Origin of the sequence: Halobacillus shinanisalinarum (assembly GCF_022919835.1) — a bacterium.
In the GTDB taxonomy this organism is placed as follows: domain Bacteria; phylum Bacillota; class Bacilli; order Bacillales; family Halobacillaceae; genus Halobacillus_A; species Halobacillus_A shinanisalinarum.
The window spans coordinates 1,558,998-1,573,205 of record NZ_CP095074.1 but is presented as its reverse complement, the minus strand read 5'-3'; the positions used below and the strand labels follow the sequence as shown (position 1 = coordinate 1,573,205).

Annotated in this window: 14 protein-coding genes and 1 pseudogene; 6 read left to right on the top strand and 9 right to left on the bottom strand. The window is 41.2% G+C overall.

All coding sequences use genetic code 11. The features are described from left to right. The first annotated feature begins 151 nt into the window (after positions 1-151). Positions 152-430 (top strand): hypothetical protein, encoded by a 279-nt coding sequence (locus MUO14_RS07855; protein WP_244754689.1) that lies wholly within the window; start codon positions 152-154, stop codon positions 428-430. A 177-nt stretch (positions 431-607) separates the two neighbouring features. Next, positions 608-1,039 carry a hypothetical protein gene (locus tag MUO14_RS07850; RefSeq protein WP_244754688.1) on the top strand — a complete coding sequence of 144 codons (432 nt, stop codon included), beginning with the start codon at positions 608-610 and terminating at the stop codon, positions 1,037-1,039. Positions 1,040-1,325: 286 nt separating this feature from the next. Here MUO14_RS07850 and MUO14_RS07845 read toward each other — a convergent pair whose 3' ends face one another. Next, complete coding sequence (locus MUO14_RS07845; protein ID WP_244754687.1) at positions 1,326-1,988, bottom strand: HAD family hydrolase; 663 nt, start codon at positions 1,986-1,988, stop codon at positions 1,326-1,328. A 223-nt stretch (positions 1,989-2,211) separates the two neighbouring features. On the opposite strand from MUO14_RS07845, the gene MUO14_RS07840 reads away from it, so the two are divergent. From MUO14_RS07840 to MUO14_RS07830, 3 genes are all read left to right on the top strand, one after another. Then, positions 2,212-2,670 (top strand): STAS domain-containing protein, encoded by a 459-nt coding sequence (locus MUO14_RS07840; RefSeq protein ID WP_244754686.1) that lies wholly within the window; start codon positions 2,212-2,214, stop codon positions 2,668-2,670. Positions 2,671-2,701: 31 nt separating this feature from the next. Continuing rightward, positions 2,702-3,961 (top strand): hypothetical protein, encoded by a 1,260-nt coding sequence (locus tag MUO14_RS07835; protein ID WP_244754685.1) that lies wholly within the window; start codon positions 2,702-2,704, stop codon positions 3,959-3,961. Between the two features lie 174 nt (positions 3,962-4,135). Beyond that, positions 4,136-4,762: a DJ-1/PfpI family protein gene (locus MUO14_RS07830; protein WP_244754684.1), complete on the top strand. Its 627-nt coding sequence runs from the start codon at positions 4,136-4,138 to the stop codon at positions 4,760-4,762. A gap of 988 nt (positions 4,763-5,750) precedes the next feature. Here MUO14_RS07830 and rbsB read toward each other — a convergent pair. Genes rbsB through MUO14_RS07800 form a run of 7 tightly spaced genes read right to left on the bottom strand, consistent with a single transcriptional unit; the run spans position 5,751 to position 11,482 of the window. Continuing rightward, positions 5,751-6,698 carry a ribose ABC transporter substrate-binding protein RbsB gene (rbsB, locus tag MUO14_RS07825; RefSeq protein ID WP_244754683.1) on the bottom strand — a complete coding sequence of 316 codons (948 nt, stop codon included), beginning with the start codon at positions 6,696-6,698 and terminating at the stop codon, positions 5,751-5,753. A 60-nt stretch (positions 6,699-6,758) separates the two neighbouring features. Next, complete coding sequence (rbsC, locus tag MUO14_RS07820) at positions 6,759-7,694, bottom strand: ribose ABC transporter permease (RefSeq protein WP_244754682.1); 936 nt, start codon at positions 7,692-7,694, stop codon at positions 6,759-6,761. Between the two features lie 2 nt (positions 7,695-7,696). Then, positions 7,697-9,196 carry a sugar ABC transporter ATP-binding protein gene (locus MUO14_RS07815; RefSeq protein WP_244754681.1) on the bottom strand — a complete coding sequence of 500 codons (1,500 nt, stop codon included), beginning with the start codon at positions 9,194-9,196 and terminating at the stop codon, positions 7,697-7,699. A gap of 18 nt (positions 9,197-9,214) precedes the next feature. After that, positions 9,215-9,604, bottom strand: a complete 390-nt coding sequence (gene rbsD, locus MUO14_RS07810; protein ID WP_244754680.1) for a D-ribose pyranase — start codon at positions 9,602-9,604, stop codon at positions 9,215-9,217. After that, positions 9,601-9,828 carry a PfkB family carbohydrate kinase gene (locus MUO14_RS24560; RefSeq protein WP_318036024.1) on the bottom strand — a complete coding sequence of 76 codons (228 nt, stop codon included), beginning with the start codon at positions 9,826-9,828 and terminating at the stop codon, positions 9,601-9,603. Before MUO14_RS24560 ends, rbsD begins: the two co-directional genes overlap by 4 nt. Further along, positions 9,825-10,496: a ribokinase gene (locus tag MUO14_RS07805; protein WP_318036023.1), complete on the bottom strand. Its 672-nt coding sequence runs from the start codon at positions 10,494-10,496 to the stop codon at positions 9,825-9,827. Before MUO14_RS07805 ends, MUO14_RS24560 begins: the two co-directional genes overlap by 4 nt. Next, a complete protein-coding gene (locus MUO14_RS07800) occupies positions 10,493-11,482 on the bottom strand; it encodes a LacI family DNA-binding transcriptional regulator (protein WP_244754679.1) in 990 nt (329 codons plus the stop codon). Before MUO14_RS07800 ends, MUO14_RS07805 begins: the two co-directional genes overlap by 4 nt. Before the next feature lie 1,030 nt (positions 11,483-12,512). Here MUO14_RS07800 and MUO14_RS07795 point away from each other — a divergent pair. Next, entirely contained in the window at positions 12,513-13,256 is a 744-nt protein-coding gene (locus MUO14_RS07795; protein ID WP_244754678.1) for an SDR family oxidoreductase, read from the top strand. A gap of 397 nt (positions 13,257-13,653) precedes the next feature. Here MUO14_RS07795 and MUO14_RS07790 read toward each other — a convergent pair. Beyond that, positions 13,654-14,189, bottom strand: a pseudogene (locus tag MUO14_RS07790) (recombinase family protein). Between the last annotated feature and the right edge of the window lie 19 nt (positions 14,190-14,208).

Below are 14,208 nucleotides of genomic sequence, written 5' to 3'. Positions count from 1 at the left end.
GGCTTCTAACAAAAATGCTTGTTCCACTATACCAGCTAATAGAAGCTTGATGCTCATTCTTAGATAATTTATCTTGAAATCAAGTCTTCTGTATAAGGGCGCGTTTGTGGAATTAAGAGTTAGCGATGTTTAAAAAGGAAGTGACCCAGTAATGGTTCGAAGTTTCCCTTGGATTGGAATAGGTCTACAAGGATTTTTCTTAATCTTATTCTTTGGAGCTCTTCTACCAAAAATGAATAGTGTTACTGGTGCTGTTATTTGCCTAATGTTAGGATTATCAAGTTTAATTGTTGGTCTTCATTCGTTCAAAAACGATCGAATGCCAACCTTATCTATAGCAGTTATTATTATTGCAGTTCTTATATTAAGTTTTACAGTATTCGCATATTTTTTTGGTGAAGGTGGTAACCCTCCGGCAATAATGCAATAAAATTTTTTTCGTATTTCCTAGATTTAAGATATTCATGAAAGGGCGCAAATCTGGAATAAGACTTGCGCTCTTTCTTTGTGATAAGGGCGACATAACCCTCATAACTTCGCATGGTGATGAAACACAAAAAAACCCATGTTAAGATTTACCTAGTTAAACTATAAAGGAGAGTACATAGTGAGAAACTTAGTGATAATCGTTGGAGTAAGCGTTTTGGTTCTACTGTCCGCTTGCAGCGACGGAGCAACGAAAGTGGCGCCGGAGAAAGATCCGAAGATCAACAGCGAAAAGGTCAACAAGATAATGAAAAACGGCATACCTCACCATATAGGGGTTTACGATAATCTTCCAGAGGATATTAAAACGTATCTTAAAAAACACCCTGAAATGCTGAAAGAATTGATTGTAGGACCAGATCCACGTTTTATGGGGACTTTGGATGCGGCCGATGAGCATTTGGGCAAAGTTGATAAAAAAGATGTGAAGTTTATATATGAACATGAAAATTTTATGTTTACACATCTAGAGCCGTGTGGAAATGGTGAAGAACCACCTGCTTATAAACCGGTACCAAACAAAGATATAATCAAGAAGTTAAAAAATAATTGATTAGAAAGCCACCTTTCGAGGCAGTTATCACTAAACTCGTCATAATTCGATTGAAAGTAAGTTAAGAATAGTTCCACAATACCAGCTAATAGAAGTTCTCTGCTTGTTAACATGAGGGCTCAATAGTAGGAGAACAGTATTATGTCTTTTAAGATTATCTTGAAATCAAGTTTTCTGCTAAAGGGCGCGTTTTTCGAATAACGGACTGTCTAAGTGCAGTCCGTTTTGCTGTTTTTATTCAGCTTTAGGGCAGGATAGTTATACAAGACTTCCTACCCAAAATTAATTATAAGAAAATGAAATCTTTAAAATCCTTTACTGTTTCAAAGTAATAATTAGACTCTGCTTTCATCCATTGCTTTATTTCAGGGATACTGTGAGACCATCCGGCAGCTGCAAAATCTAAGTTGCAACTTTTGGCCATCAACATTCCTGGCTTAAGATCATCTAGCACAAGGGCATCTGTTTCTTGAAGATCAAAACGGGTTAAAATTTGTTTGATCGGGTAAGGATGTGGCTTTCTCTGATGGTCTTCAAGTTCCCAGCCGAAGATTGCGTCAGGTAAAAACCCGCAATGTACTGAGTAGTCTCTTTCAATTCGGCTTCTTTCTGAATGGGAAACAACAGTCACGATACCACCTTGTTTCTTAAATTCTTGAATGGTTTCAGGAAACATCTCATAAAAATCTGGTACCGTTGATTCGGTGTACTTTTTCCATATTTCCTGCTGATGTTGTTGTTCCATTTCTGTGAATTGAATAATGTCCTTACATAAAGAAGAAAACCCTGGATTAAAACAGTATCCAACGAATTCTTCAAATGTAATGGATTTATCATTAGGTCTTAACTCTTTTAAAGCTTGAACAAAGGATGGATAATGTATATCAGGTGTACTTTTTACTGCTGTGTCATCGTGGTCAAGTATTAAACATTTATATCTTAAAGTCATGTTATCCCCCTATGAATTTGAAAATCCCTTTCATTCTATCACCTTTTTCTAAAAGGCACATTACATTTTCTTCAGCTAAAGGGCGCTTTAGTGGAGCAATGAAAAAAGCCTAATTTCTCAAATTTATTATTACCGGAATGTTATCGGTGATATCATTCGAGATGTAGCGATTGAACAAGACATGTCATTGAAGGAATTCTATAACATCGTTAGAGAATTTAATATGATCATGGACCAAGCCGTACAGATCGTTAGTCGTTCCTATATGAGGGATCACCAGAGTATTGAAACAGCTAAATACGCCATTGATGAGTTATCAGTTCCTGTCGTACAGCTTACAAAAGATACAGGTATTATCCCTGTCATTGGGGAAATTGATACCAATCGTGCTCAACATCTTATGTTTAATGCTTTAGATAAATGTTCTGAAATGAAATTAAAATGTTTAATCTTAGACCTGTCGGGGGTTAGTATCATTGATACGATGGTTGCTGCGCAAATTTTTAAAGTAATGGACTCCTTAAAACTCATTGGGGCCGAAGCCGTGCTCAGTGGAGTAAGACCTGAAGTTGCCCAAACCATGGTAAATTTAGGGATTCAATTCAATGAAAAGGTCTATGCAGGCTTGCAAGCAGTGATTGACAGTAAAGCCCTTTTGAGTCATGGGGCTTATATAGTATAAAATAATTGATAGTTGCAGGAGAGGTGAAGATATGAGCAAATCAACCAAAATGTTAGGATTAATTACAGCACCGGGATACCCGAATAAATTAGGAAAAGATTTAAAAAGTGAACTACCTGATTTGCTCAATTATTATGTGAGTGAGAAATACAAATGGAACGTGGAATATATAGAGGACGCTCTAACTGGGGGAACGAAAAATTCATTGGAAGTACTGGAGTCCACCTTAGATAAAAGGAGAAATAAGGAATGGGATTTTGCGGTCTGCCTCACTGATTTACCGTTATTCAAAGGAAAGAAGCCGATTGTCGCCGAGGCGTATGAAGAGGAGAATGTCGCCTTGATCAGCCTTCCCGGTCTTGGGTCTACCCCGATGTACAAACGCATACGGGAAGCGATTTTACAATTAGTGAATGAGATGTACTATGGAAGTTCAGAAGAGGACCGGGAGCAGGCAGAACAGCGAATTCAGGCTAAAGACAGTGACAAACACGAAGAGTTGAAAAATAAAAAATCTACGAGGCTAGTCGGGAAACGGGCATTTGAGCTTCTGTCTCCCATTCAGCGGGAAACGCCGGCAGAGCATGAATCGAAGATCGATGTTCGATTCACCATAAAGTCACGAGTGAGCGGTGCCTTACGAATTTTGACGGGGATGGTGCGTGCTAACCGTCCATGGGCTATGTTTCCAGCTTTTATGAAGGTCATCATTATTGCGTTTACTACAGGTTCGTACGCCCTTGTTTTTCCGACATTATGGCAGCTCAGTAATAATTACAGCACATGGCGAATGTTCATGCTTTCGGTCATTTCTATATTGGCCATGGTCGTTTGGATCATTCTGGTGCACCGGTTATGGGAAAGAAAGGCTGATGGAGAGACCGATTATTTAAGAAAGTTATACAATGCTGCGACTTTTTTTACACTGTTTTTCACAGTTACCATGTATTATTTCATATTATTCCTCCTGTTTTCTGTCGCCGTCATCCTCCTGATTCCAATAGGTATGCTGGAATCTCAGCTATCCGGAAGTATAGGGTATATCAACTACTTCTACATTGCTTGGACGGCGACAAGTATATCTACCATTATCGGCGCGCTAGGGTCTGCCCTTGAAAATGAAGAGGTCGTCCTGGCTTCCACATATGGCTACCGACAGCGCCAGCGTTATAAAAAGATTAAGGAATCAGAAGAAGAGAAGAAAGAAGCAGAGGAAGAGAAGGAAGAGGCAGTTGAAGAAAAGAAAAAAGCAGCCCAAGCAAAAAGGGAAGCTGAAGAAAAACAAAATTGAACGTTACGCAAAAGCAATTAGAAGATGAAAGTAAATCGTTATTGAAAAATAGACTATATTCCATAATATGAAAAATAGGTCAGCCAGTTATTTACTGGTTGACCTTATAATACGAATGGGCACAAGAACGGAATAAGAAATGTATTTGACAGCGGTTGTCAAGGAGGGGATATCATGATTAACGTTTACAATTACGTGTTGGATGGATTATCAGATTGGGAATTTGGATATGTGACGGCAGAACTTCATTCCAGACGATACTTTAAAAAGCAGAGTTCTAATGTTTCTGTGAAAACTGTGGGTCCAACAATGGAATCCATAACAACGATGGGTGGTTTAACAGTTACGCCTGACATAACTGATGATGAAATTATTTCTGAGCCTTCAGCTGTTTTATTGTTACCTGGAGCAGATACTTGGGATGATCAGAAGCATACTCCGATTATTGAAAAGGCTATGGAATTGTTAGAATGTGGGGCAACAGTCGCTGCAATATGTGGAGCAACAACTACTCTTGCCGAAGTCGGAGTATTGGACGCACGTATTCACACTAGCAATAGTCTTGAATTCCTTAAAATGGTATGTCCAAATTATAAAGGTGAGCAATATTATAAAAATGTGAAGGCAATTGCGGATGGAGGTTTGATTACAGGTAGTTCAGCAGGTGGATTGCTTTTCGCTAGAATTGTATTAGAGAAGTTAGGTGTATTTTCTGAAGATACCCTTGAGGCATGGTACAACTACTTTAATACTGGTGATGCAAAATATTTCTACACCTTAATGCAGACTTTAGAAAATTAAAAGGGGACTCTTCAATACGAACCAGCCTCAAACATGTTTCTACAAGTAGGGGGTGGACAGTATTCATGACGGGATCAAGTCCCACGGGCGCAAACGTCCTACCCCGGCTACCTCAAGAATAAAACCTATTAAACATAGGTCAACCAGAAATATAAAATGTCCTTTACAAAGGGTACACTTTAATAACTGGCTGACCTTATAAAACGAACGAGCGCAAGAGTTGAATAACGGACTGCTTAGATACAGTCCATTTTATTGTTTTTATACGGCTGTCGGGCAGTTAAGCAGAACAAATTAGATCAATCGAGGAGGGGGCTTATGAGTGTAAAAAAGCGTATCACTATAAGCCTTTCAACTGCGACTTTTTTGGCTTCCTTCTCATTTTTACTAAGTACACTAATAAATAATGAGGGAATAAACATAAGCAATTTAGTGGGAAGTAGTATAGCAAGCAGGTATTGTCATAGGGTTTTGGTTAATACCTAGAATTTTAGAGAGGTCCCGACATAATGATAGATCTTCCTGAATATCAGCGATTGTAATCGTACATAAAGGGGTTGATGATGATGTTAATAGATTATCCAGTATGGCAACGAATCGCGAATCACTGATTATATTGTTCAAATTGCTTGACCAAGAAACAGTCTAACGAATTTTCGTTAGTGAACCGCTCCTTTCGCCTGCTGTATCGCTTAATTTTTCTTGTAGTGAAGAAGTCTAGTATAAGATGATTATTTAGAATTTCGGAATTTGTAAGATTGAACCCTCATATGTAGGTTCTGAAAAAGTGCCCAATACACTTGGTAACTTTCCATGGATTCTATTATGGGATGAGTAGTGAAGTTGGAGTGCCCAATGAAATTGAGACACTGCTTATAGCTATACAGTAAACGTAAAAGAATCCCTCCAGTGAAAAGAAGGGATTCCTTTATGATTTTTAAGGTTGGTGTACATCCTGAAGGGGTTTAAATTTAACAACCTACACCTATTATTCTGTTACAAGTTGCAGTTCAACAGGAATGAATTCATCCACACTTTCTCCGTTTGCTACTTTTCCAGCTGTCTCAATCGCTTGTTCACCGATCAGCTTCGGCTGCTGGGCGACAGTAGCATCCATGCGTCCTTCAGAAACAGCTGCCCGTGCATCATCCGTGGCATCAAAGCCTACAACCGTAACATCTTCAAGCAAATTGTTTGATTCTAAAGCTTGGACAGCACCTAAAGCCATTTCATCATTATGGGCAAAAACAGCGTCAATGTCGTCTGTACTCTGTAAAATGTTTTCCATAACCGTTAATCCTTCAGAACGGTCAAAGTTCGCTGATTGATTGGCAACGACCTCAATCCCATCGATGCCATCAATAATATTGTGAAAACCTTTCCCACGCTCACGAGTAGCTGATGCACCAGGGATCCCTTCTAGCTCAACAACGTTACCTTCTTCACCCAATTGTTCTGCAATAAATTTTCCAGCCATTTCTCCGCCGGCTACGTTATCAGAAGCAATGTGTGAGACGACATCACCACCATCAGCACTGCGGTCAACTGTGATGACAGGAACATCAGCGTTATTCGCTGACTCTATGGCAGAAACAATGGCTGCAGAATCCGTAGGGTTTACCAGTAGGACATCAATATTTTGCTGTAATAAGTCTTCAATATCACTAACCTGTGTTGCTGAATCATTCTGAGCGTCTGACGTTAGGAGTTCGAAACCGGCTTCCTTTGCAGCAGCTTGCGCACCATCACGCAATGAAACAAAGAACGGATTGTTCAAAGTTGAAATGGAAAGTCCTATTTTAACTGTGTCATCCTCAGATCCTTGGCTTTCTCCGCTGGAATCATCTGAGGAAGATCCTGGTGGTTCTGTCGAGCAGGCTGTAGCAACGATCAACAATAAAGCTAAGAGTCCAAGTGATTTGATCCATTTACTCATGTGTATTTCCTCCTTGAAATATTTTTATATCATCATGTTCATGGAAGAACATCATGTTTGTTAGTTAGACTTGCGATCAAGCAAGACAGCGAGTAGAATGACGCCACCCTTGACAATTTGTTGATAGAAGGATGATACGTTTAATAAATTCAGTCCATTATCAAGTACGCCAATAATTAAAGCACCGATCAACGTACCGACGATTCGCCCTCGACCACCCGCAAGGCTTGTCCCACCAAGCACAACGGCAGCAATGGCATCAAGCTCGTACATGGTTCCAGCTGTCGGCTGAGCTGAATTTAACCGACTTGTCAAAATGATTCCACCTAAAACGGACAGCATCCCGGTTAGCGAGTACACCCATATTTTCACGCGGTCTGCTTTAATCCCTGATAGGATAGAAGCTTCTTCATTCCCACCAACGGAATATACTTGTCTACCAAAAACAGTGTTACGCAAGATATAGAATAAGATGACGAAAACCACAAGCATTACTATTGCTGGAAAAGGGATGCCGAATACATAACCCCCACCGATCATTTCAAATGTGAAGCTGTCTGATAACCCTGTGATGGGGCGCCCTTCTGTATAAACTAGCGTAGCACCGCGGAAGATCGTCATCGTGGCTAGTGTGGCAATAAAGGGGGCAACTTTCCCTTTTGTAATAACAAACCCATTTACCGCTCCCATAGCAAATCCTGCTAATAACCCAATTAATACGGCAAGTAACGGATCCATGCCACTAGCAAGCATACCAGCTGTTAAAGCACTGCCAAACGCTAGGATGGACCCGACAGAAAGGTCAATTCCACCTGTTAAGATGACGAACGTCATACCAAAAGCAATCAGGGCATTAATAGAAATCTGCCTTAGAAGGTTGAGTAAGTTATCAATGGTAAAAAAGTTATCGCTTAAGAAAGATAAAATGGTTATAATTAACAGTAGACCAATTAACGGGCCAAGCTTAGAAAAATTGCTCATTAATGATTGCTTCATCGTTACTCCCCTCCTGTAGCTGCTGCCATTATTTTTTCTTGATCAGCCTCATCGCTGTCGATGATACGTGCGACTTTTCCTTCATGAATCACCATAATCCGGTCACTTACCCCTAGAACCTCTGGAAGTTCTGACGAAACCATAATGATAGCGACCCCCTGTTCAGTGAGTTCATTCATAATATGGTAAATTTCTTTTTTAGCACCAACATCTACACCGCGTGTAGGCTCATCTAGGATGAGAAGCTTTGGTTTAATACCGAGCCATTTGGCGATGACGACCTTTTGCTGGTTTCCACCACTTAATGAGCGAACCTCTTGCTCGCGCCCTGTCGTTCTTACGTGAAGCTTTTCAATCAACTCGTCAATCAACTTCATTTCATTAGAAGAAGAAATCCAGCCACCATTCGAAATCGCTTTCGTATTTGTCAATGCAATATTCTCCCGTATCGACAAATTAAGCACAAGCCCTTCATCTTTTCGATCCTCAGTTATAAAGCCAATACCTGAACGAATCGCATCCCGTGGGTGTTTAATCGTTAATGGTTCGCCGTTTAAGGAAATACTGCCATGCGTTTTCTTACGTGAACCAAAGATGGCTTCCATAATTTCAGTTCGGCCAGCCCCCATAAGTCCAGCTACACCGAGAATCTCTCCCTGATGCACGGAGAAATTGACATCAGTGAAAAGGCCCGTTCTGGCTAAATGCTTTACTTCAAGTACCACATCTCCGCGTTCGCCCGTTCGCTCAGGAAAACGTTCACCAAGTTCGCGGCCAACCATCATTTTTACAATCGCTTTAAAGGAGGTCTCAGAAATATTTTCTGTCCCGACGTATGAACCGTCACGAAGTACTGTAATTCGGTCACATATTTGAAAAATTTCCTCCATCCTATGGGAAATATAAATGATGCTGACGTTTTGTTCTCGTAAAGAGTTAACGACATCAAAGAGACGTTCGATTTCACGTTCAGTCAGCGCCGCTGTCGGCTCGTCCATAATGATCATTTCCGCATTTGTGGAAACGGCACGGGCGATCTCGACCATTTGCTGTTTACCAACGGAAAGATGGCCAGCTTCTTCATCTGGATTGATATTCGTTACACCGAGGCGTTCCAAGTTCTCAAGCGTTTGTTGGCGCATTTCTTTCATCTTTAGAATGCCAGACTTCCCGTAGGTCAGCTCTTTTCCAAGAAACATATTCTGGGTGACCGTTAAGTGTGGAATGATATTTAGCTCCTGATGGATGACAACCATTCCTTTATGTTCGGCTTGTTTGGGATTGGTAAACGTAACTTCTTCACCTTTTAACTGAATAGTCCCGCCGTCTCTTGGGTGAATGCCAGTTAACACTTTGATTAAAGTTGATTTTCCAGCACCATTTTCCCCCATGAGCGCATGCACTTCCCCTGGGTGAACAGTGAAATCAACATCCTTTAACACCTGGTTGCCAGCGAACGATTTATTAATCTTACTCATCTCAATAAAAGGTGTAGCCACCATATTTCTCCCCTCCTTCGTCTAGAAAATGACCCCTGACTGCAGAATGGCATTCGCATAAGGAGTATTTTCCCCTGTTCGAATCACTGCCTTGGCGTTTTTGGCTTGAGTTTTTAAATCTTCATGACTTGTATAATGGATCGACTTCGAATAGCTCAGAACGTTATCATGGATAGAGGCATTATGCTGTTTCATTTCTTCTGCTAGAGTAATCGCTTCAATTTCCATATCATCTGCTATTACCTGTAGGATCGATTCAAAGCTTGGCGATCCAAGAGTTACGGAGAGGTCAACACATTTTGTATCCTCGGGGATGGGCATACCGCAATCTGCAATGATAATGGTATCCGTATGTCCAAGTCTTGCTAGAATAGAAGCTAGCTCACGATTTAATATGCCTGTTTTCTTCATTGGTGATCAGACCTTTCTTGCAAAAACTGTTCGACCTCATCCTTGATTGGCATGCCGCTTTGAGCACCTAACTTCGTAACAGACATGGCTGCAGCTGCGTTAGCATAATTCACAGCATCCTCTAAACGTTTGCCGCTGGCTAATCGTGTCGCAAGCGCGCCATTAAAGGTATCACCCGCACCGGTAGTATCTTGAAGAGGCACATTGTATCCAGGAATCGTCATGTCTGAGTCGTTCCGGTGAATGACAACACCCGATCACCTTGTGTGATAATCATTTTCTCACGAAGAATATCAAGCACTGGATCTTTAGTTAAAGACTTCGCTTCGGTTTCATTTGGCGTTAAGAATTCGACTTGACTTAACAAAGCAGCTGGGAGCTTTTGATAGGGAGCAGGGTTGAGTATCACGGGCACCCCCAGGTCGTAAGCTAAGGCTGCTACGTAACTAATTGTCTCTATCGGAATTTCCAATTGTAATAGGATCACATCACTATTCTTAATGATAGATTTATGACTCTGAACTAACTCAGGAGAGACCATTCCATTTGCACCGGGGGCAACGATAATTCGATTATCTTGTTCAGATAAGATAATCGTCGCTGTCCCAGAAGGAACATGGTCTAATGTGTGCACAGCCGATGTATCGATAGTCTCGTTGTGAAGATGATGAAGTAATTCCCTTCCAAAAATATCTCCACCGACAGCGCCGATCATATTCACGTTCGCACCTAGCCTTGCCGCAGCTACAGCCTGGTTTGCCCCTTTACCTCCAGGGTACGTGGCAAACTTTTTTCCAAGAACAGTTTCACCTTGAAGCGGCATAACATCTGTCGAAACGGCTAAATCCATATTGATACTCCCGACAACGGTTACCGTCGGCTGATGGCTCATGGTGAACACCTCCTAGTGGATTGTCGTTCAACTAGTTTCACAGAGAATTCTTCGTTCGTCGTAGCAAGGTTCTGATTCTCAATTTGTTCAATAAGTATTTCTGCTGCTCTGGCCCCTGCCTGGTAAATGGGCTGTGCCATGGTTGTTAAAGCGGGGGAGGTGGTCTCCCCAAGGCTGATACCATCAAAAGCTATGATCGAGAGGTCCTCAGGTACGTTGATTCCCAGTGACTCGGCTGCCTTTAATGCACCAACACCCATAAGGTCATTCGCTACAAAAAGACCATCGATATCACGATGTTTGTTGAGGAGCTTTTCAGTTGCTGCTTTGGCATTTTCAAAATGATAGTCTCCTTGTTCTATATAGCTAGGGTGAAACCATTGCTCGTCTTGCACTTCTTCAAGATAGCCTTTCAAACGTTGTTTAGCGTTACTCACATTCTCTGGTCCTGAAACATGGGCGATCCTCTGACAGCCAATCGCCTTTAAATGTTGGACAGCTTCTCTAGCGCCAACACAATTATTAACAGTAACGGAAGATAGACTAGAACTAAGAATCCTATCGAGAGCCACAATCGGAGTTCCCATCCCGTTGATGTCCTCAGCAGTAATGGTACTCGAAACAATAATGATTCCGTCTACAGACTTTTGCTTTAATGCATCTAAATAAGCCATTTCTTTATCGATATCATCATCGGTATTACATAAAACAAAGGTGAAATTATGTTGTTTGGTCACATCTTCCACAGCCCTGGCAAGTTCAGGGAAGAAAGGGTTCATTATATCTGGGACAAGAAGAGCAATCATTTTTGAACGCCCTTTAAAAAGACTTCGAGCCACATCATTAGGTTTATAGTTTAACTGTTTAATCGCATCAGCAACACGCTTTTCCGTTTCGGTATGGACATAGCCATTCTTGTTTAAAACCCTGGAAACAGTAGCTACAGAAACCTCAGCGAGTTTAGCGACATCTTTAATTGTTGTCATCTTTTAAATCACCTTCTTGCCTTAATGTGTAACCGGTTACACATTAATCAAATTAAAAAGGGTTTTATGTAACCCGTTACACATATAGTAAAACGCTTACATTTGTATGTCAAGGGTGTACTATCAAATTTTAGGGTTGCTAGGCTGAGATAATGCTCACTCATGGAGGGCCCTCGACAAGCAGGGGGCGCAGCCTATTAGTTGTCTGAAGAATTTAGAGTAGCTGAGCAAATTTTAGCTATATTGAAAGACTAGTAAAAAGTGACCTTTAGCAGGTAGCGAAGTTTATGCTCTTTATTGCGATTGCTATCTGTTGTACTTTAGAAGTTATCTTTGGTTTAAGAACGTATCAACAAAACGACAATTTGAAATGTTTAGGGCTCTCCATCTCTGTTGGCAGCCTGTTCGTTGGTGTTTTTGGAGTCTCTTTTTCGGGAGTGGTATGATTTAATAAAAAACAGCTTTCATCTATAATCGGTCTCCTATGATATACAGGCATCCGGTTATTTTTTATTGAAACGGATGGTCGTGATTATCCGTATGTCATAGAAGAGTTTTTACGAAGGGAGAATCTTAGAACTATTCTTCCAGAAGGTCAATATGTTCCTCGTGCTACGGGAAACATGTTGATTTTTTTCTAAGAACATACATCGCAGGGTAGGTTTTGAATTTTGGTATTTGTGGAAATACGAAACATGTAAGGCTGAAAGGCAGATTTTATGGGTGGCTGAGGATGTCACAGTAAATGTCTACAAGGCTTTAGGCCATCCTACCCGTTGCAAATCGTGAAAATGTTGGCCAAGCGTGAGGAACTGAGCTGTACAGAAATGGGGATTCGCTTAAACGTATCAACCGGTTTTAAGTCCCTTGGTGGATTGTGGGCTGCTCGATCTTAGAAAAGAAGGAAGGTTCCAATATTAACGGGGAGTTCTTGTACAATATGCCCCTACATCAAGAATAGAGCAAAAATTTAATTCCGGGTGGTTATGCAACTTCCCGGCAAGTGATATAGAGAAAGGTGTGTTTTGAAATGTCCAACAATATCGAAGGAAAAATTGTCGTCTTAACAGGTGCGTCCAGTGGAATTGGGGAGGCAACCGCGAAGGAGCTTGCTGGTCATGGTGCCAAACTCGTCCTGGCTGCTCGCCGTGAAGAACGACTGCAGGAATTACAAAAGGCTATCGAAAACAAAGGTGGAGAGGCTCGATACAAAGTGACAGATGTTGTTTCCACAGAACAAATGCAGGAACTGGCACAATTTGCGCTTGATACCTACGGGAAAATCGATGTGATGGTGAACAATGCTGGTTTAATGCCGCAATCGCTGTTGCATAAACTGAAGACTGACGAGTGGGATCGTATGATTGATGTTAATATTAAAGGCGTTCTTTATGGAATCGCAGCGGTACTACCGCATATGCGTGAAAGAAAAGCAGGGCATATTATCAATGTGTCATCCGTAGCGGGTCACGAAGTTTTTCCTGGCAGTGCGGTCTACAGTGGAAGTAAGTTTGCCGTCCGTGCAATTACCGAAGGACTGAGAAAAGAGGAAGCAGCGAACAATATTCGAACGACGATTCTTTCTCCAGGTGCGATAGATACTGAATTAACTGAAACCATTACCGACAGTGACGTAAAACAGGGTGTGGACGAGCTTTACAAACAAGCAATTCACCCTGATTCTATGGCTCGAGCAATTCGTTATGCCGTGGCAGAACCTGGCGATGTATCCGTTAATGAATTGATCGTTCGGCCTACTTCGCAAGAGTTATAAATAAAGGATTAGAGAGTGCGAGTGATCATAACTAAACGATTTCACATGTAATTTTATGCTGGCATTCTTAAGTGAATTGAACTAGCTCAGGAACAATTCGTTCAAATAGGAATCGGTTCAAAATAGGATAGTATAAATTGCATGAAGGGGCTGTCCCAAAAGGTGGGGCAGCCTCTAACTTTTTGAAATCAACCATATATGCGAAACGGCCAACTCAAACCGGGGGCGGGACGTCAATTCATTACCTGCTTCAACATCCATCAATATGCAGGGGGACGACCTGTTTACCCGATCACTTTAAGTTGGGGTGAAGGTAGCATCTGTCGATTTTGCCGCCTTTTTCCCTCAGCCATCATTTTTAACAGTATGACCCGGCACAAAAAAGCATTTCAATAAGCTACATACTCTTTACTCTTTCATATTCCTTCATTATTTTATAAAAAGTGTTTTTCTTTAGTTCTAACATTACCATAAACATTACGTCTGTTATGTCTCCGTTTCTCCGTCTTGAATGGTTTTTCTTCTATTATTTGCGGCTATTTCTTGCTCAGCAACATACGAAAGCAAAGATAAAAATTGATCTTCCATTAAACGTCCCATGTCGCCCATTTCACGGAATCTTCGACTGTCAAAAAAAGATTCGTTTTCTAGTACGATGACGCACGCTTTTAATTCTCTTGTGATGTACTTCCATTCTGCAATAACCTCATCATAGTTAAGGCCCATACGATCAAGGGCTTCCATATAGACAATGTTCCCTTCAGTGAGGACCTTACGCAGTAATTGGTATTACGGGCGTTCGAAGTTTTCTCCGCTTGCTCTATCAACAAAAATGTTGTATGCCTCTACACCTCTCTCCATCATTTTGTGTAACTGACGCTGTTCATTCTGATCTTTGGTACTCCCCCGTATGTATCCATAGTTATTTGCCATGTTCATCACCCTATTGCTT

Excerpts from the sequence above, each read along its gene's own strand:
- MUO14_RS07855 (WP_244754689.1), top strand. The coding sequence starts at position 152 with ATGGTTCGAAGTTTCCCTTGGATTGGAATAGGTCTACAAGGATTTTTC.
- MUO14_RS07845 (WP_244754687.1), bottom strand. The coding sequence starts at position 1,988 with ATGACTTTAAGATATAAATGTTTAATACTTGACCACGATGACACAGCA.
- MUO14_RS07840 (WP_244754686.1), top strand. The coding sequence starts at position 2,212 with ATGATCATGGACCAAGCCGTACAGATCGTTAGTCGTTCCTATATGAGG.
- MUO14_RS07835 (WP_244754685.1), top strand. The coding sequence starts at position 2,702 with ATGAGCAAATCAACCAAAATGTTAGGATTAATTACAGCACCGGGATAC.
- MUO14_RS07830 (WP_244754684.1), top strand. The coding sequence starts at position 4,136 with ATGATTAACGTTTACAATTACGTGTTGGATGGATTATCAGATTGGGAA.
- rbsB (WP_244754683.1), bottom strand. The coding sequence starts at position 6,698 with ATGAGTAAATGGATCAAATCACTTGGACTCTTAGCTTTATTGTTGATC.
- rbsC (WP_244754682.1), bottom strand. The coding sequence starts at position 7,694 with ATGAAGCAATCATTAATGAGCAATTTTTCTAAGCTTGGCCCGTTAATT.
- MUO14_RS07815 (WP_244754681.1), bottom strand. The coding sequence starts at position 9,196 with ATGGTGGCTACACCTTTTATTGAGATGAGTAAGATTAATAAATCGTTC.
- rbsD (WP_244754680.1), bottom strand. The coding sequence starts at position 9,604 with ATGAAGAAAACAGGCATATTAAATCGTGAGCTAGCTTCTATTCTAGCA.
- MUO14_RS24560 (WP_318036024.1), bottom strand. The coding sequence starts at position 9,828 with ATGACGATTCCTGGATACAATGTGCCTCTTCAAGATACTACCGGTGCG.
- MUO14_RS07805 (WP_318036023.1), bottom strand. The coding sequence starts at position 10,496 with ATGAGCCATCAGCCGACGGTAACCGTTGTCGGGAGTATCAATATGGAT.
- MUO14_RS07800 (WP_244754679.1), bottom strand. The coding sequence starts at position 11,482 with ATGACAACAATTAAAGATGTCGCTAAACTCGCTGAGGTTTCTGTAGCT.
- MUO14_RS07795 (WP_244754678.1), top strand. The coding sequence starts at position 12,513 with ATGTCCAACAATATCGAAGGAAAAATTGTCGTCTTAACAGGTGCGTCC.